This window comes from Paenibacillus peoriae, from assembly GCF_022531965.1.
Lineage (GTDB): Bacteria > Bacillota > Bacilli > Paenibacillales > Paenibacillaceae > Paenibacillus > Paenibacillus polymyxa_D.
In genome coordinates, this window is the sequence record NZ_CP092831.1 from 2,423,095 (window position 1) to 2,446,929 (window position 23,835).

Sequence of the window (23,835 nt, forward strand, 5' to 3'; positions counted from 1 at the left end):
CATATTCATCCTACTTTAATGATGGAAGGAAGCAACGATTCTTATGAAGCAGCGTAAATTTAACGTTCTCCTATTACTGTTCGGCTTGCTGGGCGCTGTAGTAGGCTTCATCTTGGGAGAGCTTATTCTTCACAAATTGATAGGGCACTGGCCGCATATCATCGTGATCGGGCTGTATTTTGGCATCATGGCCCTGTGCATTGGCCTAGGCTGTCTGATTGGCGAACTGATTTCGCCACAGTTAAATGGACATTCATGGCGGCAGCGCTACTCCGGGTTATCCTGGAAGTTACTGGTGCCTGCTACGTTGGTGATGTTGTTCGTGGCAGGTCTGCTATTGGAGTTGGGCTATCAGGTTAACCCTGAAGGGCGCAAGAGCGTACAGGACCTCGTACTTGTGATTGATAATTCCGGAAGTATGCAACAAACAGATCCTGATAATGAACGCCTAACGGCTGCCAAGAGTCTGATTGGTCAAATGGATGGAGACAAGCGGGTAGCCATTGTTTCATTTGATTCTACTGCACAGTTGGTTCAGCCGTTTACTCCCATTCGCACAGATGCAGAGAAGCAAGCGGTTTATTCCAAAATCGATAGTATGCAGACTATAATGTCAGGCGGTACGGAGATCAGACTTGCTTTGGACGAGACGATCAAGGAGATTGAAACCCAAGGCAATGCAGAAAAAGGTTCTCTCGTTATTATGCTCTCTGATGGCTTTAGCGAGTTGGATACCCAGACAGCATTGGCTCCTTATATCGCGCGCCAGATTCCGGTCAATACAATTGGGCTGAAACTGGCAGAGTCGGATGGTATAGCCTTATTGCAAAATATTGCTAACCTGACAGGCGGAACTTATTCTAATGTAGCCAATGCCCAAGGACTTACTCAGGCGTTCGGTAAAATATATAACAAAATCGGTGATCGCACACTGGTAACGGAGCGGACAGGTGAATATGCCGACAGTCTGTATTTTGCCATTTATCGTGTAACGGCTCTGGTCATTATCGGCGCTCTATTGGGATTAGCTCTTGGGCTGATGTTCGATAACCGTTTTCTTGCACGGAACTTCGCCATTGGTGGAGTCCCGGCAGGCTTGCTCGCTGGCTTTATTTTGGAAAAAGGATTATCTGGATCGCCTATAGGAGACTTGATGATTCGTTTGTTGGCAGCGCTCGTACTGGCAGCCCTTATTGCTATCTTTTCGCTTGTTCTGCCGATTGCGGAAAATACTCGCCGATCTTCCGGTGGAGGAAGTCAGGGTGAGTCGTCAGGACGCCGGAGAGGGGCAGCGGAAGCCCCGACGCGCAATCGACGCAGCAGTGGATTTTAGAACGGGAGGCTGGAACTTATGCAGTATAGGGAAGCACAGCCCGGTGATCCTATTATTTCGGAGCTGAGCCACAAAATTGATGACAACCGGGTTGTGTTACGCTGGCAGTGGCCTGAGGGCGCAGCCGTGGTATATATTGCGAAACAATCAGCCGATGCAGGTGTGAATGGGCAAAATGAAGGTGAAGTTTTACCGCCTTTTTCAAGCCTAAAACTTTTTACACGCGAGGAGTATAAGGCTGCTGGCAGCTATCGTGACCGAATTGAAGGCATTGGACGCGTGCGGTATACCGTGTATCCGGCTGTTCGGGAGGATGGAGACACTTACGTGATCCGTCAGCAAGACGGAGCCAACCAACTGGAGTTGAGCACCGGAAGGGCTAAAATCAGATATGCGGTTCACCATAAAAAAGGCTGGTTTCGCAGCCGCAAAACCGTCCAAATTCAGGTGACAGCCGAAGTTCCTGTCCCGCAGGAGGCGCTTTGCTACGTGAAGAAGCGTGGGGGCTATCCCGCAGATCGGGACGATGGAACCTTGTATCCGTTCACAGCACCTTTTGTTGCGGGACGGAATGTTTTACCCGCTGTTGAAGTGGGGGGAGATGAATATGTGCGGCTGTTTTTTACGGACGGCCAGAAATATGGCACGGTATATGAATTAGTTCCTGAATGAAAGGAGGCCGCAACCGATGAGTTTTCTTAGCAATTTATTCAGAAGAAAGCCACAGGCAGCGCCAAGGCCGTTATTTTATGATATTGTGTGCCCTTATTGCTTTAGTAAATTCTCCCCGGAGGAAGTAGTATTCCGTGCTTCTCATCACCGTGAAGATGACGAGGACTACGCTTTGGGTGAAGATGAGCTGTTGAACAAATATCGGGAGCGTTTTGGCTTGGACAGTGTGCATGATATGGAGGCGATTTTACATCCCCTTGATGTTCCTGAGGAACATCGATTGTATTCTGATCATGTACTGACAGGACTGACCGACCGTTATGGCGAGCTGACGCGTCACCGACTGTGCCCGCACTGCCATAACGAGTTGCCCGTGACTGCGGGTAAGGTGCCTAGCAATATCATTTCGATTATTGGAGCTTCGCAGGCAGGGAAATCTGTTTATATGACCTCCCTGATTCACACGCTGCAACATGTTACGGCCGATCATTTTGACGCGGCTTGCATGCCACTCAATGCAGAGATCAGCCGAAAGTTCCGCACCATGTATGAGGAACCCTTATTTGAAAGAGGCGATCTGCTTACATCGACACAAAAAGAAAAGATGCAGGAGCCTTTTATTTTCCAGTTTGTGTTTAAGGATGAGGAAAAGCCGCCACTGACGCTGGTGTTTTTTGATGTTGCCGGTGAGGGAATGGTAGATCAGGACTATCTGGGACTGCATGGGCAGCATATTAAGAATTCTGCAGGTATTCTCTTTATGGTCGATCCACTACAAATCCGCTCTATTCGGGAGCGCATTAAGATTAACCTTGGCGATAAGCCGGGTGAGTGGGTCTCACAATATGATGAACCGCGTGACGTTGTACTTACGATGTTCGGTGATTTTATCGCCTATCAGGAAAAAGGGAAAACGGACATTCCGACCGCTGTCGTCCTGACCAAAAGTGATATGCTTACTGCGTTGGCAGATGAAGAAGGCACATACATCAAGACGAACAGCAATATTTTTAATCCGATGGAGCATCGCAAATATATGGATTTGGATGAGTTTGCGAACATTGATGGCGAAGTTCGGCGCTTCATCGAAAAGGTGGATAAACCGTTCAAGGGCACGATGGATGTATATTTTACGGATACGGCCTATTTCGCGGTTTCCGCGCTGGGTAGCAATCCGGTTGAGCAAAAGCTGCAAGGGTTGGTTAGTCCGATCCGTGTGGATGAGCCATTTATTTGGCTGCTTTATAAGTTGAAGTACATTGAGGGGAGAGAATCACAGTGAGTTATGCTACCTCTCATTTGATACAACAGCAGATGTACACACGGGAACGGCGTGGTATTTTCCGTTCTACGGAAGGCTTCGATACAGTGGCTAATTCCAAAGGATTGGATGCTTCTTTTATTAAAAAGGTGCTGCATCCCTTATGTGTATATGATGCGCCTGCTGCTTTGACGGCGCGCGGCGAGAAACAGGAAAGTGTCTATCCGGAAGCCATACATCTGGTACGGACGGAGTCCGGGGATGTAGTACTTGGCCGCAGTATTTATAAGGCTGCGGATTTTACTGGGCTACGAAGCGCCCTTTTCACGCACAACTATGTGATTCCAGCCGGACATGGTGAATCTCCGTCTGACTATAAGCAGTGGCTGAACACCTCCTTTGTTGATACTTATGATATTGAGCAGGGAACGGATTTGCCGGAATTGGAGCGTCTACCAGGTGGAAGTGTATTTCCGGCTGTTGACCCGTCTACAGTGCTGGCTCAATTGCAGCTGAGCGAAGAAGTGTTCAAACAGCTTTTATACGCAGTCATGATGTCCGCAGCGGGTCGCAAAAAGGTATACGTAGCGCTGAATGTTCCTGTAGAAGCGGTCGGATCTTCAGCCAAGCAACTGCTTGGTGTGTTATATGCAGCACTGCCTTATGCATTTCGCAACAGACTCGGATTTCTTACATATGCACAGGAACCAAACAGCAGAAAAGGCATTCACTTGATGTTTGTTGAGCCTTTTAGTTTGCGTCCCGGTGATCGGAATGTAGAAAAGGACTTTGTATTTGACCTGTCTAATCATAGTCGAATACTTAATGTGGATGCAGAGCAGGTGAGACAGCCGTATTTTGACTGGATCGTCCGTACGTTGTTGAATGGTGAGACGCCGGACGATTTCTTCAAATTTGCCGAGCAAATGCTGACAGGTATGGAGGCCGGGCGTGATTTGACGCCATCCAGCTATCATGAGCTAATTACGTTGTACAGAATTGAGCAGGGAGAGCGGGCATTATACAACGAACAACGAATCACTGTGTTACGAAGCCTGACTGATTATTTATCGCCACCCGATGCGCTGCCACGTAAAATGAGGCTGAATGATCTGTTTCTGTCGTTCTTTGATCATGAATTTGATCGGGTGAAGGATGGATATATTCCGGATGTAGGCCTGGTAGATAGTTTCAAGGACTATTATAAAGTTCATGCACGCAGCAGCGAAAATCGGTTGGTGGAATATTTAATCCGTTCGCTAAACAATGCTTATACTGCCAGAAATACGGAAGCAGTCACGTATATTTATCATACAATTGAAGAGAATCCATCATTAGGCAAGGCATATTTTACGAAAGTGTTGGGTAATCCGGCACTGACAAAAATGCTGTTCATTCCCTACATGGACAGTCAGATGAAAAGAACACCGGATGCCAAGGGGCTGCTGGCTGTTGTGCACGAATGGGGCAGTAGGTATATCGAAGTGTCGGCGAATGCCGATTTTCAGCTTTTGGCAGAATCTGCACTGATGGGCCGACTGCGTGCGGAAAGAAAACCAGTAGAGGCTGTGGCTGCCATTCACCAACGATTGCGTCAATGGGACAGCAACTCTGCCGTAGGCAAACTGTCCCCGCTGGAGCAATCTGGATTGACAGAACGCTTGCAGGAAGCGTCGGATCGGTATTTACTTACCGAAGTAGAGCTAAAGGAAATATCACCCGATCAGGTCGTACAGATTCCTTTTTTCACACGGCCTGATTTGGTGCAGTGGGTTGGAAAGCTGCCTGCTCCTCTTAAGGGACAAGCTGTGCGATTAGTTGCGGCTTATGATTGGTTTAACACGGAGGACCCGGAACCGTCGGTGCTGGACGGTCTGGAGCCCGGCGAAGTAGAAAAGGTACAGGATTGGGCTTACAGCTGGCTGCCCCAGCAGCTTGCGGAAGGCCATTTTGCCCGTCTGTTGCCTGCCTTTTATCGTTCTGACGGGCCGGGAGAGGGAATATTGGATTTCGCTCGCCTGGTCAGTTCGATTCGCAAATGGGCAAAGGATAACGATACGATGTACCGCTTTATCCGATGGTCGGAGGAACACCCTGAGTTTGCTACTCCACGCGGCGGTTTTGAACCATCCTACAGACGTGCGCTACTTCTATTCTTCCAAAAGGAAGGACGAGAGGGACTGCATAAAAAAACGCTGTGGCGTCAATATTTTGAACCTGCGAAGCCTGCCTTTAAAAATTTCTATTTGGCAGCAAAGCGTGAGACGGACACGCCTCTGGTCAAAACGCTTCGTCGTTTCCGTAAAGGTGGGGTGATTTCCGGGATCGTGCTGATTGTCATTGCAGGTACGCTAGGCGGCCTGAAAGCAACCGGGGTGATCGGATCTGCTGACACACCTGCGCCTGTTGCCACTCCGAAGCCTGTACAACAACAGCCTGTAGAGCCTACAGTGCCCGTAAAAAAGGAGCCTACGGCGATAGTGACACATGTGCCTAATACCAAGTCCACTACGAAAATGGTCAAGCTGTTGTTTGCGTTTCAGACATCGACAGAGCAGGCAGAATTTAAGCCGAAGAAGCTCGTCATTGTCGGTGCGGATCAGCAGGAGCACTTATACGAAAATTTTACACTTGCTGAACAGAACGACAAGGAAGCAGCCAGTAAGGCGAACAATGATCCATCCGGTGATGTAAACACTGGGAGCGCCACTACAAAAAGCACGACAGCAGATGGACAATCCACGGACAATGGTTCCACAGCTCGTGGGGGTACATCCAGTGGAAAAAGTGGTGATCAATCTGGAGCAGTGACTGGCAACACGGACGGAGGCTTGACTTCGGAGATTACTACTGAGGGTAGTGGCAATGGAGCAAATACAGACACAGACACTGACACACCATCGGAGTATGATCTGAAGAAGTATCCTTATCGTACGCTATTGACCCTTTGGCAGCGGTTGGAACTGAATGATGCTAGCACGGTTACCGTTGATGGAGAAGAATATCCGCTAGTTCAAGTGAAAACTGCGGACTAAGCAACTATAAAACAGAAATGAATGATGAATGAAGTAAAAGACGGGTTTCCTTCAAAGGACTCGTCTTTTATTGTGCCTATATTTCCATAAAGGATGAATTTGTAATTCAAAATTAACCCTATCTAATAAAGCATCATGTTACGAAAGTATTGACACTAAGTAGACAGCTGATTAAAATTAGTTGGAATTCAAACTATTAAAATTAGATAGATATGGAGGTTCGTAGTGAGATGGGAAGCGAGGTGTATCCCGTTTGTCTTCCTTGGGAGGAAGAGAGCACGATGTATTTAATTAAATGGATTTTCACTACCGTCCGGCGCGAAATTGAAATAGCACTGCGCCCTTTGGGGCTCACCTCCCCACAATCGCAGACGCTCTATATACTGGCGATGTCGCCTGGAGTCACCAATACGGATTTGGAAAAGCTATTGCTTATTGATAAATCAAGCGTTACTAGCCTGGTTAACGGGATCGTTAAGAAAAACTGGGCAGTACGCAAAAGTCACCCGGAAGATGCACGCATGAAGCAAATCTATTTGACTGAGGAAGGCTTGAAGATTCACAAGGTAGCTGAACGTACTATTGAGGCAATTAAAAGCTCGGTAGGGGAAACGTTATCTGTCGGAGAATCGGAGACGCTGCGCGGCCTGCTTAAAAAAATTCTCCGCGACTACCACCCTGCGGACGCCCGTGCATGAGCGAATATATAGAGATTTTACCCGGATAGGAGTATTCAAAAGCAGTGAATTACGATCTTAGATAAGAGGTTTACAGGAGAGGGAGACAACCAAATGATAAATGAACAAACTTATCCGAATGCGGATAAGCTTATGCGTGTGCTAGCTTTCACACTTGTTTTTTCAGTGATGAACGCTTTTATGTTTAATGTCGTTATGCCTGTGATTCGAGAGGAGTTTCATATTAGTGCTTCCGATGTAAGTTGGTTGCTGACTGGCTATATGATCGTGTATGCGGTTGGCTCGGTGACCTACGGCAAATTGGCAGATAAATATCGTCTTAAGGATTTGCTGACGTTTGGGATTATCTTTTTTGCACTGGGTTCGCTTATTGGACTGTTGGCCAATCAATTTTGGATGCTCATTGTAGCTCGTTTGCTTCAGGCTGCAGGGGCTGCTGTTATTCCGGCCACTGCTATGATCGTCCCAGTCCGTTATTTCTCGGCTGAAAAAAGAGGACGTGCTTTGGGCGTCACAGCAATCGGCTTGGCGTTAGGTACTGCACTGGCTCCGATTATTTCCGGTTTGATCACAGGCTTTGCAAGCTGGCGTTTTTTGTTCGTCATTTCCATGCTGCCACTGATCGCATTGCCGTTCTTTCGTAAATATTTGGACGATCAGCGTGGAGAGGATCAGAAGTTCGATTTTCTTGGTGGATTATTGCTGGGTGGAACAGTAGCCTTCTTATTACTTTCGATTTCGCAAACCAATATGATGTTTTTTCTGGTCGGTATGGTGCTGTTTGCACTGTTTATATGGCGCATTAACACTGCACATGACCCATTCATCCAGCCGAAGCTGTTCCGTAACAAACAATATTCATACGGGCTCCTTATCGCTTTTTTAGGGACGGGGATTAGCTTTGGATTGCCGTACTTGGCACCGCAGTTTCTGAACAGTCTCAATCAGCTTACGCCCGCAATAATTGGACTGGTTATGTTTCCGGCTGCTATTGCTTCGGCTCTATTGGGTAAAAGAGGGGGGAGTTTGGCGGATAGCAAAGGAAATTCGTTTCTCGTCTATACAGCTGTATCGCTTTTGTTTATTTGTTTTATCAGCTTGTCTACGTTTGTGGGTGCGTCTCCGTATCTGATTTTGTTTTTGCTTATTTTCGGAAACGTAGGTCAGACCTTCATGCAAATTGCCATGTCCAACACGATTTCTCGTACCTTGTCGAAAGACCAGATTGGTGTTGGAATGGGGCTGCTATCTCTGCTGAATTTCATTGCCGGAGCGATTACGACAAGTATCTTGGGCAAAACGCTAGATAGTTCGTCGTCCTTTCATCTGAATCCTGTCGTATCTAATGTGCAGGTGTTCAACTTTAGCAATATTTTTACGGTGCTTGCACTGATTGCGCTTGTGACGATGGGACTTTATGCGTTGCAATTCCGAAGGGGTCCACGCGGTAATACGCCTGCTGTTGAACAAGGATAAACATTTGATGTAACCTCATGCCAAAACAAGGGTATAATATAGAAGGAAAAGTTCATCTATGGAAGGACGGAGTGTCCGGCATGACAAGAAACCTTCAATATGTACCCTATGGTTATGAGCCTCCGATCGAGACGCATAAAGGGACCATGGTCTACTATGATACGTTCGAGCAGATTACAGCCAGAGAGCTGGAGCTTTTTGCCGAAACGGGGGCTGCATTATCTTTTACAAAGCTGGTGCTGTATCCGCTGCATGAAGAAACCGTCAGAAGAATGTGGAAGCAGCCGGTACGTTCGTATTACAAGCGGGTGGACGAGCTGGGAGAGTGGCAGCGGGAGCAGGCTTTGAGTGCTGTTGTCATTGAGAGCTGGGAAGGTAAGCGTAAAAAGTATACGCCGATTGAAGCAGCTATTCGTTTTTTGGCGGAAAAGTATACGACCCCACTTTTTTTGTACATGAGTCCTGAAATGGCAAATTTGTGCGCTTCCTATGCATCGTTTGGAGAATGGATTAGAAATGTCAGATTGGTGCTTTCGAGCGAACCACTACAACTTCATCCGAAGCTTGCACAGTACCGTAATCGCTGGAACACGGTAGAAGAAGCGATAAACCGTGACTCTAAGGTTGACAAAGCGGAGCATGAATTATAGAATAAAACTAATCGTAAAAATTACTATTGTAATTGTATACCATGTATTCCAATTAAGGAGGAAGAGAAATGCGCGTAATTGTTACCTTGGCATGCACCGAATCCGGTGACCGCAACTATACAACAACTAAGAACAAAAGAAATCATCCGGACCGTCTTGAAATGAAAAAATACTCTCCGCGTCTGAAAAAGTACACGATCCATCGTGAAACTAGATAATTTGAGGCCTGCTGTATAGCAACCTGAATTATCCTGCTTCCTGAGCGAAGCCTGTTAAGTTTGCAAAAGCCTGCGTTATGGAACCGGCGAAAACTTGAATTAGTCCAGTGGACAGAGCGTCTAAAGTTAAAGCTTGCATCTAAGAGAACGGCTTTTTTTCACGGCTGTATGATAGATGCTGAGCTACATGGCACGCTTTGCCTTTTGAATCGAAAGCACGTGGCTACCGACTTCTCCTGTGCTGGTGTCAGCATTTGGGACGAGCCGGAGGACCATTCACTATATGCTTATATAACGATGAAGGCTGACGAAAGATCCGGAGCGTTCGTGCAATGGGCGATGCGATATATGCGGCATCGTTTGCTTGTCGTTTACGAGCTTGAGCGCCAACCGTTAAGGTCTGTCGTCTTTTTTTCTGGGACATAACCGTTCCTTTTGCCAACTGATGGAGTATTGCGCCAGTACGTTTGAGGTTGAAACTAAAACTACATGAAAGATTAGGTGAAACTAATGAAAAAAGATATTCATCCAACATTGAACAAAGTTATCTTTTTGGACCCTAGCTGTGGATTTACTTTCCTGAGTGCTTCCACTAAATATTCGCAAGAAACGATGGAATGGGAAGATGGTAACACATACCCAGTTATCCGTGTAGATACTAGCTCCGCTTCCCACCCGTTCTTCACTGGTAAACAAAGAAACGTGGATATCGGTGGCCGTGTGGATCGCTTTAACAAAAAATATAACCTTAAGTAAGAACAGTCGAGCGTTGTGTTCATGGATTATGCTTATAATCCGTGAACATCGCTTTTTAAAAAACCTCCTGCATCTGCAGGAGGTTTTTTTGTCTTAATTTAGACCTGTTATTTATAGCGAAATGAAGCACTGTTCCCATTGGTCGGTAATGGATGCTTTGTCGAGCTGCTCCCCAATGAGCGTGACATATCCCTGACTCACGGGAAGTGCAGTAGGCTGCCACTCCAAGTGATTTCCTGAAAATTGCAAAAGCATTGTCCCTTCCTGAGGAAGCACGCAATAACCTTTCGCTCGAAGCAGAGAGGAGCCTAGCCCTGTCAGAAAGCGCTCCAATCGTTGTTTTTCGAGTGGCTGAGGAGAATATTGATGCAGCGTTAAGCTCTCCAAATGGGAAAACGAGTGGGTCTGGTTGGGATCGTGGCTGTGGCTATGACTGTGTGCAGAAATAACTTTGAACGGCGTACTTATAGAGGTAATACTGGGTCGTCCGGAACTTTTGACGGGAATGGGGACAGACAGTGCATCTGCATCAGTGGGCTGGACCTGTGCAGGTGCTGGTTGAGGTGTCTGTACAGGTTTCGCGGCAACGGATGTGGAGGCCAGAACAGGCTCTAGCAGTGGTTCAAGGTCAACCCGGCTATATTCAGTAGTTTGCAGCTTGGCCGTATCGTTGAGCTTGCGGATGCTTTTGACGACCTTCGTCACTTCACGGCTGCTTGCTGCATCCGTCTTGTTCACCACAATGAAGTCTGCGGTGCGCAGTTGTCCGTGCAGGGTGCGAACCAGTTCTTTATCAGCCGTAAAACGGCTATTGTATTCATGGAACAGCTCAGCATCCACAACACTGATGCTGTGAACCAGATAAAGCTGATCTGCCAGTAGAGGGGAGCGAAGCTCCTCCAGTACTTGTTCGGGGTTGGCTACCCCGGTGGTCTCCATGAAGATCAGATCTGGCTCCTGGCTGAGCAGGGTATGCAAAGCCCCTGCCAGTTCATTTCTTTTGCTGCAACAAATGCAGCCTTCTAGCAATCCTTCTACTGTTACGTCAGGCATTTCCTCTGAAATTATAGCGCTGTCTACATTATATTCACCCATTTCGTTCATTAAAACAACAGCACGAAGGGGAATTTGGCGGGTATGGGCTAACAGGCGCAAAAGCAGTGTTGTTTTGCCGCTTCCAAGAAAACCACTGATTAAAATAACAGGAACTTTGTTCATCATTTTTCCTCCTTGGCGGGGTTAGTGTGTTGTGTTCAAGCGATCAAAGGTAGCTACCGAGTCTGCTTGGGTATAGACATAAGGGGATTCTGGCTGCTCGACAGCGGTTATTTTTTCGGATCGAATTTCAAGTACGGGAGCGTTTCCCTTTTGTGCGGTATGCAGTGTTCCTTCAATGGTCACCCAGGTATCCTTGTCAAAGGACGGGGCTTTCTGGGATTGGACGATGATCCCGAAGGGCATGGCATCGGCAGTACAGCACATGACGAGGAATCTTCCTACTGCAAAAAGCCCTTTACCCGGCAGATTGTCGTCTTTATACACAAAGCCAGTCACCTGTACTTTTTTTCCTTCAAAAGCTTGTTTATATAATTCAATGGCTCCAATAGTTTCGGAAAAAATCTCTGGCTTGATCTGTATGATAGGTTGCTGATACAGGCGTTTCGCCAGTTCGGCGAATTCCACATTGTACTTATCAGGCGGAACGAACAGCTTATCCAGCGTTTCCTGACTCCATTTCCCCTCTGGAGGGGGCGAAGTGGGGACAGAAGATGCAGTTGATAAAAGGGAGGAGGTGGATGCTTTCGTGGTCTGTGTATCTGTTTTCCGTCGGATGTCCGGGTTGGGATACGTGAAGGACATGCCTTTTTTGGCGGCCATATCACTACCAAGTGCCTGATTGGGCAGCAAAGAACCGAATAGGAGCGGAATGAGCAGCATTCCATATACGAGTGTTTTTTTGAACCAGCTTTGCGGCAACGGGTGCTCACAATCACATACATCCTCACCGTCCCGCCCCCCAACGATTCCGTGCCATGCCATCGCCAATGCGATGAACAAGAGGGGTACAGGACAGAGTAGGAGTAGCTTTTGCATATGGGGAGCTAGGTAGTAATGAAGTGCATTCGTGCGGCTTAATGAGATGATGTATACAGCCAATCCGATCATGAGCAAGGAGCGAATGCCATATTGCCAGCGGATGCTAAAGGTTGAATTCACGTTTGTATTCACCTCCCCAATAACCATTCAGCAGCTATAGAACCCACTAGAACAAGTGAAACAATGAGCAAGGCCAGGATGGCGACAAATTTGGTGCGGAAGGTGCTTAGTAGCATGAGCGTGCCTTTGAAATCTAGCATCGGACCAAGTACAAGAAAGGCCGCCAGTGGACCCAGTGTAAAGGTATGTGAAAAAGCAGTGGCTACAAAGGCATCAGAGGTGGAACACAGCGACAGTATGTAGGCAAAACCCATCATAAAGGCGTACGATCCGACCGTTCCTTCACTTAACGAAAGCATCTCATTACGTGGGATGAAGGTTTGGATGCAGGCTGTCAATAATGCGCCGATAATGAGATATTTACTCATGTCCAAAAACTCGTCCCCAGCATGTACAAAAAATCCCCGCCATGTGCGATTATGCCGATGAGTCTGATTGTTCTGCTTTTGCTGGTTAAAAGAGAGTAACGACCGTTTGAGCGGATGTACTCGCACAAAGGCATACACGATCAGTCCGATGATCGCGGAAACGGTAAAAGCCAAACCCGTTCGAACGGCAGTGACCTCGGGATGGGAAGGGAAAGCCATCATCGTCGCAGCCAGTACCACGGGATTGATAATGGGCCCGCTTAAAATAAAAGTGATACCCATATAGGCAGGCATTCCCTTGAGCATTAATTGGCGAACGACAGGGATCATGCCGCATTCACAGATGGGAAACAGTATACCTAGTAAGGAGGCCAGCAGGACACCCGGTACAGGATGTGCAGGCGCTATTTTGCGAATCCATGTCTCCGGTACAAGCCACTGCAAAAGGGATGAGACGAGCACACCGATAAGGAGAAACGGAACAGCTTCCAGAAAAATACCCATAAATACCGTTTTTAATGGCTGCAGCTGCCCCACATCTAACAAACGAAGCCACTGGGGAGATAGCGTGACAAGCACAGGGATGAGAAAGGCAAACGGAATCATAAAAGGCAGCATCTTCAACAGCGTACTGTTTTTCATTCCACGTCTCCTTGGGAATAAGGGTTCTTATCTACAGCCTATGCCTGTAAGGGGACAATCATGCCCGCCGGATTGTGTGTGAATCACCTCCCTATATTGACAAATCTGAGCATGCTCATATATATTTATACTCATTAATAGTAATTATTACGATTAAAATCCGATAAATGATTGCAAGAAGGAAATTTTTAAGGTACGATCCATATTAAATGTTGCAAAGACAAGGAGGGGTTATATGATACCGATTGTTGTTTTATCCGGTTTTTTGGGTAGCGGTAAAACCACTCTTCTTCAGCATGCGCTGGCTTACTACAAGGAAAAGGGTCTCAAGCCAGCCATTTTGATGAATGAGTTGGGTGATGTTAATCTGGACGGTAGTTTGGTGAATGGACAAGCACCCATGAAGGAAATGCTCAGTGGCTGTATATGCTGTACCATTCGCGGGGACTTGGGCGTCGAGCTCATGAATCTTGCTGAGGAATATAAGCCGGACGTGATTATTGTAGAATGTACCGGAGTGGCTAACCCGATGGAGATTGTAGATGCAGTGACAGACGCCTCAATTTATTCTACTATGATATTACAATCCGTTATCACGGTCATAGACGCGCGTCAATTTTTGGATTTTGCCTCGGGGAACGAGAGAAGCAAATCGCTTCGTTTGATGCAGGATCAGCTTCGATGCGCTTCCAAACTGATTATTAACAAGACCGATTTATTGGCTGCGGGCGAGTTACAGAAAGTACAGGCCCTCGTAAAAGAGTTAAATCCATATGTTTTGACTGTGAGCACGCAACGAAGTGACGTGGACGCTGGAATTTTTTTCTCCACTCAAGGAGAGGAGCGTATGGATGTTTCGCGACATAAGGAATCCGCAGTTGATATTGAGAGTGAACATCCTCATTTGGAAAATCATCTGCACACGTATGACCATGATGACCATACAGATCATCAGTCTCATGACCATGACCACGAACACGAACATGGGGAGCATTATCATTCCTACGACCATGTAGTTGTTCACACGCATTTTTTTGGACAACCTGTGCCACGCTACGAGTTTGAACAGTTGTTCCGCAGTTTGCCAGCTGAAATTTATCGGGCCAAAGGAATTGTGCGGTTTCTGGAATCAGAGGGTCAGATGATGTTTCAATTTGCCTATCGGGAGCTGGAAATCATTCCGATCCGCCCGCAAAAGCCAGTGAACGATGTAGCGGTTGTCATGGGTGAGAATTTCTCTGCTTCCGAGATCGAGGAACAATTGAGAAAGCTGGAAGCGGCCGAAAAGCCATTGAGTAATTCATGACTTCGAGAACGAGTCACCTTAATCCATCAAGACCTAATCCATCACAACATCATTCTCGTGCACACCTAGCGGGCAAGCCTACTTGGGGATTTACAACAATTCTGCTGCTGACTGCTGGGCTGTTGCTTTCGGTCACACTCGCGGTCATGCTGGGCCCTGTAGCTGTCGCACCGGGGACGATATGGCGAATTGCACTGTCCCATCTTCCCTGGCTGGACCAGTGGATACCCGTGACATGGACCAAGCCTGAGCAATATATCGTTTGGGAAATCCGCTTTCCACGCGTGTTGTTAGGTGTCATCGTAGGAGCAGGACTAGCTGTTACAGGGGCGACTATACAGGCATTAATTCGTAATTCGTTAGCGGATCCCTATATTTTAGGTGTCTCGTCTGGGGCTTCGGTGACAGCCACATTGGTAATTGTGTTCGGAGCTTTCGGGTTTTTAGGACGACTTGCGCTGCCTTTATCTGCTTTTATAGGATCGTTAGCTGCAATGCTTATGGTGTTCGCCTTAGCCCGTGTAGCTGGGAGCATATCGACGACCCGCTTATTGCTGGCAGGGGTGGCGGTGTCTATGATGCTGTCGGCTGTGACTAGCTTTATCGTGACGATGGCCCCGAATGAAAAAGGCATTCGTGACGCGATGTATTGGATGATGGGAAGTCTGGCAGGTGCTCAATGGGACACGCTTTTCATTCCAAGCCTTATTGTAGTCGTTGGAACGGCTGTGCTTCTGACCCGATACCGGTCGCTGAATGCTTTGCTAACGGGTGAAGAGACCGCAGTAACGCTTGGTGTGAACGTACAGGCGTTCCGCGTATTACTGGTTGTGGTGGCGTCTCTTTTAACCGGGGCAGTCGTATCCGTTAGTGGCTCGATTGGCTTTGTCGGACTAATGATTCCGCACATCGTTAGGCTGGTAGTGGGATCAGATCATCGGCGTGTACTGCCCGTCAGCCTGTTGGCGGGAGCTATTTTTGTCGTGTGGGCTGATGTATGTGCCCGGCTTGTGCTGGCTCCACAGGAGCTACCGATTGGTATTGTGACGGCTGTGTGCGGAGGACCTTTTTTTGTGTGGCTGCTGCGTCGTAGTTCCTACTCGTTTGGAGGCGAAAAATGAATATAGAAGTCGAATGCGTGACCTTCAGTATTCACGACAAACGGCTGATCGACGGCATCTGTCTCCAGGTAAAAGCAGGGGAGCTAGTCGGATTGATCGGTCCGAATGGCAGCGGGAAATCAACGTTGCTCAAAAATATGTATCGTGTGCTAAAGCCTGATAGTGGTGTAGTTACGTTGGATGGCCAGGATATGCTGCGGATGAAGTATAAAGAGACGGCCCGACAAATGGCAGTGGTGAGTCAGGATGCGCCGCAAACGTTTGATTTCTCAGTACGGGACATCGTCCTGATGGGTCGCCATCCGCATAAGAAACTGTTGGAAGCAGATACTGTCGTCGATCATGAACTGGTCGAGCAGGCGCTGGAGCGGGTAGGCATGAATGCTCAGGCAGATCAGGGCTTTGCCACCTTGTCTGGCGGCGAAAAGCAACGGGTATTGATCGCCAGAGCTTTGGCCGGGCAGGCGAAATTTCTTGTTTTGGATGAGCCGACGAATCATCTGGACATCCGGTATCAGCTGCAAATTCTGGATTTGGTCAAAACACTTCGGATAACTACGCTAGCTGCACTGCATGATTTGAATTTAGCGGCATTTTATTGTGATCGAATGTATGTATTAAAAGAAGGCAAAGTGGTAGCCTCCGGCATAACAGAGGATGTGCTTCAGCCAGACCTGCTGTGGAGTGTATTCGGGGTCGAGACAGAAATCTGCATTCATCCAAAAACCGGAAAGCCGAATATTACCTTCTTACCGGATTCTCTCAGGAGAGGAGGCCATCCATGATGTTAACAGAAAAGGCGATACGATGAGGTAAGATTAACTACAAATAAAAGAGGAGACGGTACATATGAAAAGATATAGCAGGCCCGCGTTACCGCTGGTTATGCTCGCTTTGGCAATGATGCTGTTGTTATCAGCCTGTGCAGCAGGAAACACGGCCCAAACAAGCGATCCATCCGCAAACGGGCAGCAACCTGCCGCATCCCAATCAGCAACCAAGGAGACGTCGGTAGAGCTTGAGAACATGGGCGTTAAAATGGCATTTCCCGAGGCGCCTAAACGCGCGGTTACACTGAACCAGCACGCGACTGAGGTTATGCTGGCTCTTGGACTGGAATCCTCTATGGTAGGAACTGCGTATTTGGATGATCAGATTTTGCCAAAATATAAGGCTCAATATGACAAAATCCCGGTACTGGCCGAACAATATCCGTCCAAAGAGGTGTTTATGGCCGCTGCACCGGATTTTGCCTATGCGGGCTGGAAGAGTGCCTTTAATGATAAAAATCTGGGTTCCCGTGAGGAGCTAGCCAAACAAGGGGTGCTGACCTATATACAGGAGTCCTCAAATAAGTCGGGCCCCACATTAGAAGATGTATATCAGGATATACTAAATATTGGGCGTATTTTTAGGGTTGAGGAGCGTGCAGAAAAGCTGGTAAATGAAATGCGTGAACAAGTGCAGTCCATTCTGACTCAAATTGGTGTTGTTGAACAGGCACCCAAGGTGTTTGTTTATGACAGCGGAGAAGACAAGCCCTTTACGGCTGCCAACAATTATCTAACGTCTTTGATTGAAAGTGTGAAGGCGAAAAATATTTTTGATGATATCGACAAAAGTTTTACTGAGGTAAGCTGGGAAGAGGTTGTGAACCGTAATCCTGACGTCATTGTCATTCTCGACTATGGAGATACTTCACTGGCGGATAAAGAGAAGCTACTCCTGAGCAAGCCTGCATTAGCTGGTGTGGAAGCGATCAAAAATAAACGCTTTATAGTCCTGCCATTGTCCGCGGCGGCTGAAGGCGTGCGTGCACCAATTGCACTGAAAACCTTGGCTGCAGGCTTGTACCCGGACAAAGTGAAGTAAACAAACAAAAGAGTTGCCAAAACATTGACGAACCTTGCCTAAACTGTTAAACTTGCTAATGCGTAAAGGTTACGTTTATCAAACGCTTATTTTTTTATCACCAAATCGTAATAATTACGGTAGATGGTTTAATGATCATAAACGACCTGGAGAATCTGCGCAAAGGATGATTGCTCAGATGGCTCCAGGCTTTTTAAAGGAAAAGGAGATTTGCGTCATGTTATTGGCCTCATTGGAACAGGTCACATTTGGCTACGGAGATGTTCCTAACTTGGTGGATGCCAATGTTGAAATTTTTTCGGGAGAATTTGTAGCCATTACCGGACCGAATGGTGCTTCCAAGTCAACCATGCTCAAACTGTTGCTCGGCTTGCTTCAGCCTTGGAAGGGCAAGGTGTTCATGTCTAATCGTACAGGTGAAGGCAAAAAGCTCGTTGTTGGATTTGTATCCCAACAAATTGCCGCCTTCAATGGCGGATTTCCAAGTACGATTTTGGAATTTGTCCGTTCAGGAAGATATACTCATGGCTCTTGGTTACGCCGTATGCGGTCTGAGGATCATGATCTGACGGAGCAGGCGCTGCGTCAGGTAGGCATGTGGGATTTGCGTCACCGTAAAATCGGCGAATTGTCCGGTGGACAGAAGCAGCGTATTTGTGTGGCAAGAGCGCTCGCTCAGGAATCGGATTTGCTCATTTTGGATGAGCCTACGACCGGAATGGATCAGGAAAGCCGCTACCACTTCTACGATCTGATGAATCAACAGGTTAAGGAATATGGAAGAACCGTGGTCATGGTGACCCATGGACTATCGGAAGTGCAACATTATCTGGATCGAATTATTGAGCTTGAGAGGAAGGAAGATGGCGGATGGAAATGTTGCACTACGACTTCATGCAGCGGGCATTTTGTGCCGGTGGGGTAATTGCACTGCTGGCCTCGGTGCTTGGAGTATACTTGATGCTACGGCGTCAGGCTCTCATGGCGGACATGCTATCGCATGTATCGCTGGCAGGGGTGGCAGCAGGTGCCTATTTAGGCATTAACCCGACGATAACCGGATTTATTGTTGCCGTAATCGGCGCGATTATCGTTGAGTACGTCCGCAGGTCTTATAAAACATATAGTGAGATATCTGTGGCTATTATTATGGTAGGTGGCCTCTCGACGGCCGTTATTTTAATGAATCTGAATCAGAGCATCAACAAAGGATTTTCCGCTTATTTATTTGGTTCGGTAGTAGCTGTCAATCAGACAGAGCTGATGTTGATGATCGTTGTGGCTGTGATCGGAGGTATTTTCTTTTTCGTGTTTCGGCGCCCTTTGTATCAGATTACTTTTGATGAAGAAACGGCGAAGACCAACGGTCTTCCTGTCAAGTCCATCTCATTTGCATTTAGTATTTTAACAGGGATGATTGTAGCTGCTGCAATGCCGATTGTCGGTGTGCTGCTTGTCTCCTCACTCATCGTGCTCCCTGCAGCGCTGGCGATTCGAATTGCACCGAGCTTCGCGGCAGCCATCTGGATATCTATGGTCACTGCATTGATCGGCGTATTTATGGGTTTAACGGCATCGTATGAACTTAGTACACCCCCAGGGGGGACAATTGCCATGGTGCTGTTATTATTCCTGATTGTAGGAGCTGGTATACAAAAGCTGGTCCGCAAGCTGGGCAAGCAACAGGCTTCGCGACGGCAGAATGCGGCAGGTCAGTGAGTGTAATTACAGTGAGAATAACTAAAAAATCTAACGGATAAAGGAGTAATGAATATGAATACATGGTTCAAAAAATCATTTGTATTGTCTGCGGGACTAGCACTTATTTTGTCTGGCTGCGGAGCCAAATCTGATAATACAGCTACAAACGCTTCCCAAACCGAGCCGAATGCGGCACAAACAGCAGACAAGCTGAATGTGGTCACCACTTTTTATCCAATGTATGAATTTACCAAGCAAGTTGCTGGAGACCATGCTAACGTAACCGCGTTGATTCCAGCTGGTGCCGAGCCGCATGACTGGGAACCGAGCGCCAAAGATATGGCACAGGTAAAGGATGCTGACGTGTTTGTTTATAACGGTATCGTCGAAGGCTGGGCAGAACAGGCTTTGAGTAGCGCGTCCAACGATAAGCGTGTTGTAGTTGAAGCGAGCAAAGGGTTAAACCTGATGGAAGGCACCGCTGAGGAGGAAGAAGGAGAAGAAGCACATGCAGAGGAAGGCCATGATCACGATCATGTGATGGACCCTCATGTATGGCTTAATCCAGTCTTGGCCCAAAAAGAAGTGGAGTCCATTGAAGCAGGGCTTGTAGCAGCCGATCCAGCAAACAAAGCTGATTATGAGAAAAACGCTGATGCTTATATCGCCAAGCTGAAAGAGCTGGATACCGAGTTCAAAACAGGTCTGAAAGATGTAAAACGTAAAGACTTTATTACGCAGCATGCTGCTTTTGGTTATTTAGCTAAGCAATATGGTCTGACCCAAGTACCCATTGCCGGATTATCTCCAGAGCAAGAGCCTACACCGGACAAGCTGGCGGGTATTATCAAATTCGCTAAAGAAAATAATGTTAAAACGATTTTCTTCGAAACTCTTGTTGATCCGAAGGTCGCTGAGACCGTAGCTACTGAAATCGGTTCAAAAACCGATGTACTGAATCCGCTCGAAGGATTGACGGATGAAGACAAACAGAAGAACCTGGATTACCTTGGTGTGATGAAAAACAATCTGGAGGCTTTGAAAAAAGCTCTGAATGAATAAGAAATGCTAAACGAATAAGTTTATAAACTGACGTCGGAATGATACCGACGTCAGTTTTTTTATAACTATCCAAGAAGATTGTGCTTTTATGGCTAGTGCTCAAGATACAGTAGATATATAGTCCTTTGTAATTTGCTTTTCAGAAATGATTTACGTCATTGTGAAACGTTTTTTTGAAAACTAATTCTGTAGTAGCTAGTTTCAAATTTCTTTTATAATTCATTGGTAGCGTTTTTATTTTTACAGATTCTTTCTATTAATTTTACCAGTTTTTTCACCGATATTGAAGTTTGGGCGTGCATATCATTTGACAACGGATTGGAGAGATTAATTTGGCAGCAGTTATAGTAGTGGATGATTCTTTGTTTATGCGTTCTGTACTTAAAGATATTCTTTTGGATTTAGGTCACGCTGTTATTGCGGAAGCAGAAAACGGGTATGATGCTGTTTTGAAATACGCACACTTTCGTCCCGATTTAATCACCATGGATATTAATATGCCTAAGATGGACGGGCTTGAGGCTGTTAAAAAGATCATAGAACTTGATCCCCAAGCCAACATTTTGATGTGTTCTGCTTTGGGGCAGCAGGAAGCGATTATAAAAGCATTTCAGGCAGGTGCAAAAGACTTTATTGTTAAGCCATTTGAGATGGAAAGGGTCGTGAATGCAGTCACAAAATTGCTTGATAGTTAATGAATCAAGATTTTTAATACATAATTATTGAACATGTAGAAGCAGGAATTCCATGCTTATTTTCACGAATATGGAGATGAATAGAATGAGCAATCGAGTGTTGTCTCAAAAAGTATTTATAGACGAACTGATCGCTACGATCAAGAAAGGAGGGCTTGTCCCTGTAAATTATGAACAACTCGTCAGCGAACAAAGAGAAAGAATGGATGCTCTTAACAATGAACTCACCCTTCGAATTGAGGGATTAGAGACAGATTTGATCTCTGCTTCGACATATTCCATTCCTTTTGCCAATGGCGAAATTATGTTTCTTGCTCGCTATATTGTACTCATTGGGGATCATACCGAGGGATACTTTGTGTTCTATCGAGCAGAAGACTGTGAAAGCCCAGAGGAATATCAGTTTTTAACAAGCTCTTATCAACTTCCCCATTTATTACTTGAATTATCTCTTTCTTTAAAAGAACATGGTACTAATGAGCCGCTTGATATTCTCACTTATTGGAATGGCCCTGTCCATCCTCTGAAAGATTTGAATAAAGAAGATATTAAGCTATCCACTTATGAATTTTAATTCCCTTGAGAGAGTCAAATCCCTCAGGGGATTTTTTTACATTGATAATCAAACGCATGTTCGCATATAATACAAACAAACGTTCTGATAAGGAGTGAAGGATCATGTTGGAAAAATACGTGGGGCAGATCGTGGAAATCGTGTATTTGGATCGGAAGGGCAAACTGTCTCATCGGCGTATCGAGGTGCATCGTGTGCAGAATGGCTTGATACGAGCCACCTGTTTACAGACAGGCCAGCCACGTGTTTTTCGATTAGATCATGTATTGGCATGGCATCCGGTAACCAGAACAGCATAGGAGGGGCTTACGATGGGGAAAAAGCTTGAAGGAAATGGCATATGGGAAAGCTCGCGCATGATTTTGCCTGAGCATCGGGAGGCATATTTAAGACTGATGAAGGAGCAAGGTAGGCGCGGCAAACCGACACTGGACGATCAGGAAATGCAGCAGATTGAACAGGCCATCATCGTATCCTATAACGAACGTAAGCCTATTACGCTAAAAGTGTTCAATCCATTTGATGATGAGGAGCTGCGTGGACTGGTCACGGTGATTAATACAAGTCGGCGAGAAGTGAAGCTGTCCCGTGGGGAAGAGGATTTTAGCTGGATTAAGTTGGAGGAAATTATCGAGGCGGATATATAAAAAACAGTCTGACTAAGTCGGAGTGCTTTTTACATTTGTCCCGCCGTTTTTTTAAAAATAAGATTGTAGCTCTATGAATTCATATTTAAAATAAAACTGTAATTGCAAAAAGGAGGAGTTCAATATGAAAATAAGTAAAAATAATGCTGAACATTATATATGGGGAGATCAATGTGATGGTTGGCGCTTAGTGAAAAATAAGGATTTGAGTATTATTCATGAGCGGATGCCCGGAAATACTCATGAGGTCAGACATTATCATCATCATGCACGCCAATTTTTCTTTATTTTATCAGGTACAGCGGTACTTGAAGTGGATGGTGAACAAATCCAATTAGGATCTCAGGAAGGGTGTGAGATTCCTCCTATGGTACCCCATCAAATGTTTAATGAAACGAATGAGGATGTTGAATTTTTGGTTATCTCTCAGCCTGCGAGCAGAGGTGACCGGGTTCTGACCGAATAACTTAGAGTATAAAAATAAAACCAGCCTAGCACATATAAATTAAGTGCCGACTGGTTTTTTATCAATAAATGTCCTTAGCATCTGCTGGGAGAGCTTTTACGCGATGGAGATAGTTCGTAACACGTTGATCGTCCAGAGTCGGATATTCGTAACCATAATGGTTCGCTACTTCCAAGGCAACTTCTCTAAATAAATTTCCCATGATCAAAAGAGACTGCCACATATGTTCATAATCTGCATCCGCAAACGTTTGGATGTAGAGCGTCCAAAGTTCAGGCTCAAGATGGTTCTCGAAATATTTTCCCTGTTTACCCGGATCTGCAGTGAAGTCTGTTCGTATACCAATATGCCATTCCAGCATCAAGTGAAGCGCATCCCTTACAGGCCGATCTAGCATAAATTTGGCATAGGGCAGCTCCTGTCGCCATAATCCTTTAGCTACATAAGTACTGACCCACCAGAACTCGTTGCAGGAATTCGCATAGACTTGGGCAGTTGGAGGTATCGTCTTATAATCTTGAAGACTTGGCGGTAGGAAAGGCTCCACCAGTCCATCTTTATCCAGCAGCAGTACACTTAAGCTGTCTCGGGTCCAATTGGCGATGTTATTCGCAGGGTAGAGTGTAAGATCTATGCGATTGCCGTCCGTAAATAACATGAGAAAAACAAAGCGATCATGGGGCGTCGAAGTAGGTTCCATATGCTCATCGGGCGTCTGCATAATGATCAATTCACCAAAATGGTTGATCCAGCGACGTTCCTGAATAAAGCTGTCCATGGAAGATACGAGAAAGACGATATCAAAATCCTGAAAAACGTCTCGTGGAGCATGTGGATTAGCGCGTGAACCATTCATAATCACGGCACGCACCCGTTCGTCCTCTTGAGCAAATTGGAGAATGGTATGCAGCATCTCTTGTTCACTTCTCACTATAATTGTCTCCACAAGCGATATCGAAAGGAAAAAAACGTAGATAAGACAGCAGTAGAAATAATGGCCACCAGTTCAAGGATCATCAAGAAAAACGACCTCCTGTAAGTTCAGTTTATCTGGAAAAAGTCTCC

Annotated in this window: 25 protein-coding genes; 21 read left to right on the top strand and 4 right to left on the bottom strand. The window is 46.3% G+C overall.

Annotation, left to right across the window (positions count from 1 at the left end; all coding sequences use genetic code 11):
• The first annotated feature begins 43 nt into the window (after positions 1 to 43).
• From MLD56_RS11085 to MLD56_RS11125, 9 genes are all read left to right on the top strand, one after another.
• Positions 44 to 1,333: a vWA domain-containing protein gene (locus tag MLD56_RS11085; protein WP_029519148.1), complete on the top strand. Its 1,290-nt coding sequence runs from the start codon at positions 44 to 46 to the stop codon at positions 1,331 to 1,333.
• 18 nt (positions 1,334 to 1,351) lie between these two features.
• A complete protein-coding gene (locus tag MLD56_RS11090) occupies positions 1,352 to 2,005 on the top strand; it encodes a hypothetical protein (protein WP_029519149.1) in 654 nt (217 codons plus the stop codon).
• Between the two features lie 16 nt (positions 2,006 to 2,021).
• A complete protein-coding gene (locus MLD56_RS11095) occupies positions 2,022 to 3,287 on the top strand; it encodes a TRAFAC clade GTPase domain-containing protein (RefSeq protein WP_029519150.1) in 1,266 nt (421 codons plus the stop codon).
• Positions 3,284 to 6,301 (top strand): GAP1-N2 domain-containing protein, encoded by a 3,018-nt coding sequence (locus MLD56_RS11100; protein WP_029519151.1) that lies wholly within the window; start codon positions 3,284 to 3,286, stop codon positions 6,299 to 6,301. Before MLD56_RS11095 ends, MLD56_RS11100 begins: the two co-directional genes overlap by 4 nt.
• A 230-nt stretch (positions 6,302 to 6,531) precedes the next feature.
• Positions 6,532 to 6,999, top strand: coding sequence for a MarR family winged helix-turn-helix transcriptional regulator (locus MLD56_RS11105; RefSeq protein ID WP_029519152.1), 468 nt, complete (start codon positions 6,532 to 6,534; stop codon positions 6,997 to 6,999).
• Positions 7,000 to 7,092: 93 nt separating this feature from the next.
• Positions 7,093 to 8,475, top strand: a complete 1,383-nt coding sequence (locus MLD56_RS11110; RefSeq protein ID WP_049817074.1) for an MFS transporter — start codon at positions 7,093 to 7,095, stop codon at positions 8,473 to 8,475.
• 80 nt (positions 8,476 to 8,555) lie between these two features.
• Positions 8,556 to 9,125, top strand: coding sequence for a hypothetical protein (locus tag MLD56_RS11115; protein ID WP_029519154.1), 570 nt, complete (start codon positions 8,556 to 8,558; stop codon positions 9,123 to 9,125).
• A 68-nt stretch (positions 9,126 to 9,193) separates the two neighbouring features.
• Complete coding sequence (gene rpmG, locus MLD56_RS11120; protein ID WP_013310116.1) at positions 9,194 to 9,343, top strand: 50S ribosomal protein L33; 150 nt, start codon at positions 9,194 to 9,196, stop codon at positions 9,341 to 9,343.
• Between the two features lie 510 nt (positions 9,344 to 9,853).
• Positions 9,854 to 10,099 carry a type B 50S ribosomal protein L31 gene (locus tag MLD56_RS11125; RefSeq protein ID WP_013310118.1) on the top strand — a complete coding sequence of 82 codons (246 nt, stop codon included), beginning with the start codon at positions 9,854 to 9,856 and terminating at the stop codon, positions 10,097 to 10,099.
• 111 nt (positions 10,100 to 10,210) lie between these two features.
• Here the strand turns inward: MLD56_RS11125 and MLD56_RS11130 are convergent, their stop codons facing one another.
• From MLD56_RS11130 to MLD56_RS11140, 3 genes are read right to left on the bottom strand one after another with little or no spacing between them, the layout of a single operon-like run.
• Positions 10,211 to 11,320, bottom strand: coding sequence for a CobW family GTP-binding protein (locus tag MLD56_RS11130; protein WP_049817075.1), 1,110 nt, complete (start codon positions 11,318 to 11,320; stop codon positions 10,211 to 10,213).
• Positions 11,321 to 11,338: 18 nt separating this feature from the next.
• On the bottom strand, positions 11,339 to 12,316 hold the full coding sequence (locus tag MLD56_RS11135) for a TIGR03943 family putative permease subunit (RefSeq protein ID WP_029519156.1): 978 nt from the start codon (positions 12,314 to 12,316) through the stop codon (positions 11,339 to 11,341).
• Between the two features lie 8 nt (positions 12,317 to 12,324).
• Complete coding sequence (locus MLD56_RS11140) at positions 12,325 to 13,326, bottom strand: permease (RefSeq protein WP_029519157.1); 1,002 nt, start codon at positions 13,324 to 13,326, stop codon at positions 12,325 to 12,327.
• Positions 13,327 to 13,561: 235 nt separating this feature from the next.
• Between MLD56_RS11140 and MLD56_RS11145 the strand changes: the two genes are divergently transcribed.
• The 12 genes from MLD56_RS11145 to MLD56_RS11200 all read left to right on the top strand — a co-directional run bounded on the left by MLD56_RS11145 (position 13,562) and on the right by MLD56_RS11200 (position 22,770).
• Positions 13,562 to 14,632: a CobW family GTP-binding protein gene (locus MLD56_RS11145; protein ID WP_029519158.1), complete on the top strand. Its 1,071-nt coding sequence runs from the start codon at positions 13,562 to 13,564 to the stop codon at positions 14,630 to 14,632.
• Positions 14,629 to 15,753: a FecCD family ABC transporter permease gene (locus MLD56_RS11150; RefSeq protein ID WP_029519159.1), complete on the top strand. Its 1,125-nt coding sequence runs from the start codon at positions 14,629 to 14,631 to the stop codon at positions 15,751 to 15,753. Before MLD56_RS11145 ends, MLD56_RS11150 begins: the two co-directional genes overlap by 4 nt.
• Positions 15,750 to 16,538: an ABC transporter ATP-binding protein gene (locus MLD56_RS11155; protein ID WP_029519160.1), complete on the top strand. Its 789-nt coding sequence runs from the start codon at positions 15,750 to 15,752 to the stop codon at positions 16,536 to 16,538. The genes MLD56_RS11150 and MLD56_RS11155 overlap by 4 nt, the downstream gene beginning before the upstream one ends.
• Positions 16,539 to 16,602: 64 nt before the next feature.
• Entirely contained in the window at positions 16,603 to 17,625 is a 1,023-nt protein-coding gene (locus MLD56_RS11160) for an ABC transporter substrate-binding protein (protein WP_029519161.1), read from the top strand.
• Between the two features lie 217 nt (positions 17,626 to 17,842).
• The gene (locus MLD56_RS11165; RefSeq protein WP_039273487.1) at positions 17,843 to 18,550 is read left to right on the top strand and encodes a metal ABC transporter ATP-binding protein; all 708 of its coding nucleotides are present in this window, start codon (positions 17,843 to 17,845) and stop codon (positions 18,548 to 18,550) included.
• Positions 18,496 to 19,344 (top strand): metal ABC transporter permease, encoded by an 849-nt coding sequence (locus MLD56_RS11170; RefSeq protein ID WP_029519163.1) that lies wholly within the window; start codon positions 18,496 to 18,498, stop codon positions 19,342 to 19,344. Before MLD56_RS11165 ends, MLD56_RS11170 begins: the two co-directional genes overlap by 55 nt.
• A gap of 54 nt (positions 19,345 to 19,398) precedes the next feature.
• Entirely contained in the window at positions 19,399 to 20,388 is a 990-nt protein-coding gene (locus MLD56_RS11175; RefSeq protein WP_029519164.1) for a metal ABC transporter substrate-binding protein, read from the top strand.
• Positions 20,389 to 20,720: 332 nt separating this feature from the next.
• On the top strand, positions 20,721 to 21,083 hold the full coding sequence (locus MLD56_RS11180) for a response regulator (protein WP_029519165.1): 363 nt from the start codon (positions 20,721 to 20,723) through the stop codon (positions 21,081 to 21,083).
• Positions 21,084 to 21,168: 85 nt separating this feature from the next.
• The gene (locus MLD56_RS11185; protein ID WP_029519166.1) at positions 21,169 to 21,657 is read left to right on the top strand and encodes a hypothetical protein; all 489 of its coding nucleotides are present in this window, start codon (positions 21,169 to 21,171) and stop codon (positions 21,655 to 21,657) included.
• Positions 21,658 to 21,761: 104 nt separating this feature from the next.
• On the top strand, positions 21,762 to 21,956 hold the full coding sequence (locus tag MLD56_RS11190) for a hypothetical protein (RefSeq protein WP_013310131.1): 195 nt from the start codon (positions 21,762 to 21,764) through the stop codon (positions 21,954 to 21,956).
• 12 nt (positions 21,957 to 21,968) lie between these two features.
• On the top strand, positions 21,969 to 22,304 hold the full coding sequence (locus tag MLD56_RS11195) for a YolD-like family protein (protein WP_029519167.1): 336 nt from the start codon (positions 21,969 to 21,971) through the stop codon (positions 22,302 to 22,304).
• A gap of 124 nt (positions 22,305 to 22,428) precedes the next feature.
• Positions 22,429 to 22,770, top strand: coding sequence for a cupin domain-containing protein (locus MLD56_RS11200; RefSeq protein WP_029519168.1), 342 nt, complete (start codon positions 22,429 to 22,431; stop codon positions 22,768 to 22,770).
• A gap of 61 nt (positions 22,771 to 22,831) precedes the next feature.
• On the opposite strand, the gene MLD56_RS11205 is transcribed toward MLD56_RS11200, so the two are convergent.
• The gene (locus MLD56_RS11205; RefSeq protein WP_029519169.1) at positions 22,832 to 23,701 is read right to left on the bottom strand and encodes an aminoglycoside 6-adenylyltransferase; all 870 of its coding nucleotides are present in this window, start codon (positions 23,699 to 23,701) and stop codon (positions 22,832 to 22,834) included.
• Between the last annotated feature and the right edge of the window lie 134 nt (positions 23,702 to 23,835).

Bases quoted from the DNA above. Each gene is read 5' to 3' on its own strand.
- MLD56_RS11185 (WP_029519166.1), top strand. From the start codon at position 21,169: ATGAGCAATCGAGTGTTGTCTCAAAAAGTATTTATAGACGAACTGATC.
- MLD56_RS11175 (WP_029519164.1), top strand. From the start codon at position 19,399: ATGAATACATGGTTCAAAAAATCATTTGTATTGTCTGCGGGACTAGCA.
- MLD56_RS11095 (WP_029519150.1), top strand. From the start codon at position 2,022: ATGAGTTTTCTTAGCAATTTATTCAGAAGAAAGCCACAGGCAGCGCCA.
- MLD56_RS11200 (WP_029519168.1), top strand. From the start codon at position 22,429: ATGAAAATAAGTAAAAATAATGCTGAACATTATATATGGGGAGATCAA.
- MLD56_RS11155 (WP_029519160.1), top strand. From the start codon at position 15,750: ATGAATATAGAAGTCGAATGCGTGACCTTCAGTATTCACGACAAACGG.
- MLD56_RS11085 (WP_029519148.1), top strand. From the start codon at position 44: ATGAAGCAGCGTAAATTTAACGTTCTCCTATTACTGTTCGGCTTGCTG.
- MLD56_RS11160 (WP_029519161.1), top strand. From the start codon at position 16,603: ATGAAAAGATATAGCAGGCCCGCGTTACCGCTGGTTATGCTCGCTTTG.
- MLD56_RS11145 (WP_029519158.1), top strand. From the start codon at position 13,562: ATGATACCGATTGTTGTTTTATCCGGTTTTTTGGGTAGCGGTAAAACC.
- MLD56_RS11115 (WP_029519154.1), top strand. From the start codon at position 8,556: ATGACAAGAAACCTTCAATATGTACCCTATGGTTATGAGCCTCCGATC.
- MLD56_RS11110 (WP_049817074.1), top strand. From the start codon at position 7,093: ATGATAAATGAACAAACTTATCCGAATGCGGATAAGCTTATGCGTGTG.
- MLD56_RS11130 (WP_049817075.1), bottom strand. From the start codon at position 11,320: ATGATGAACAAAGTTCCTGTTATTTTAATCAGTGGTTTTCTTGGAAGC.
- MLD56_RS11125 (WP_013310118.1), top strand. From the start codon at position 9,854: ATGAAAAAAGATATTCATCCAACATTGAACAAAGTTATCTTTTTGGAC.
- rpmG (WP_013310116.1), top strand. From the start codon at position 9,194: ATGCGCGTAATTGTTACCTTGGCATGCACCGAATCCGGTGACCGCAAC.
- MLD56_RS11150 (WP_029519159.1), top strand. From the start codon at position 14,629: ATGACTTCGAGAACGAGTCACCTTAATCCATCAAGACCTAATCCATCA.
- MLD56_RS11170 (WP_029519163.1), top strand. From the start codon at position 18,496: ATGGAAATGTTGCACTACGACTTCATGCAGCGGGCATTTTGTGCCGGT.
- MLD56_RS11165 (WP_039273487.1), top strand. From the start codon at position 17,843: ATGTTATTGGCCTCATTGGAACAGGTCACATTTGGCTACGGAGATGTT.
- MLD56_RS11090 (WP_029519149.1), top strand. From the start codon at position 1,352: ATGCAGTATAGGGAAGCACAGCCCGGTGATCCTATTATTTCGGAGCTG.
- MLD56_RS11195 (WP_029519167.1), top strand. From the start codon at position 21,969: ATGGGGAAAAAGCTTGAAGGAAATGGCATATGGGAAAGCTCGCGCATG.
- MLD56_RS11105 (WP_029519152.1), top strand. From the start codon at position 6,532: ATGGGAAGCGAGGTGTATCCCGTTTGTCTTCCTTGGGAGGAAGAGAGC.
- MLD56_RS11140 (WP_029519157.1), bottom strand. From the start codon at position 13,326: ATGAAAAACAGTACGCTGTTGAAGATGCTGCCTTTTATGATTCCGTTT.
- MLD56_RS11190 (WP_013310131.1), top strand. From the start codon at position 21,762: ATGTTGGAAAAATACGTGGGGCAGATCGTGGAAATCGTGTATTTGGAT.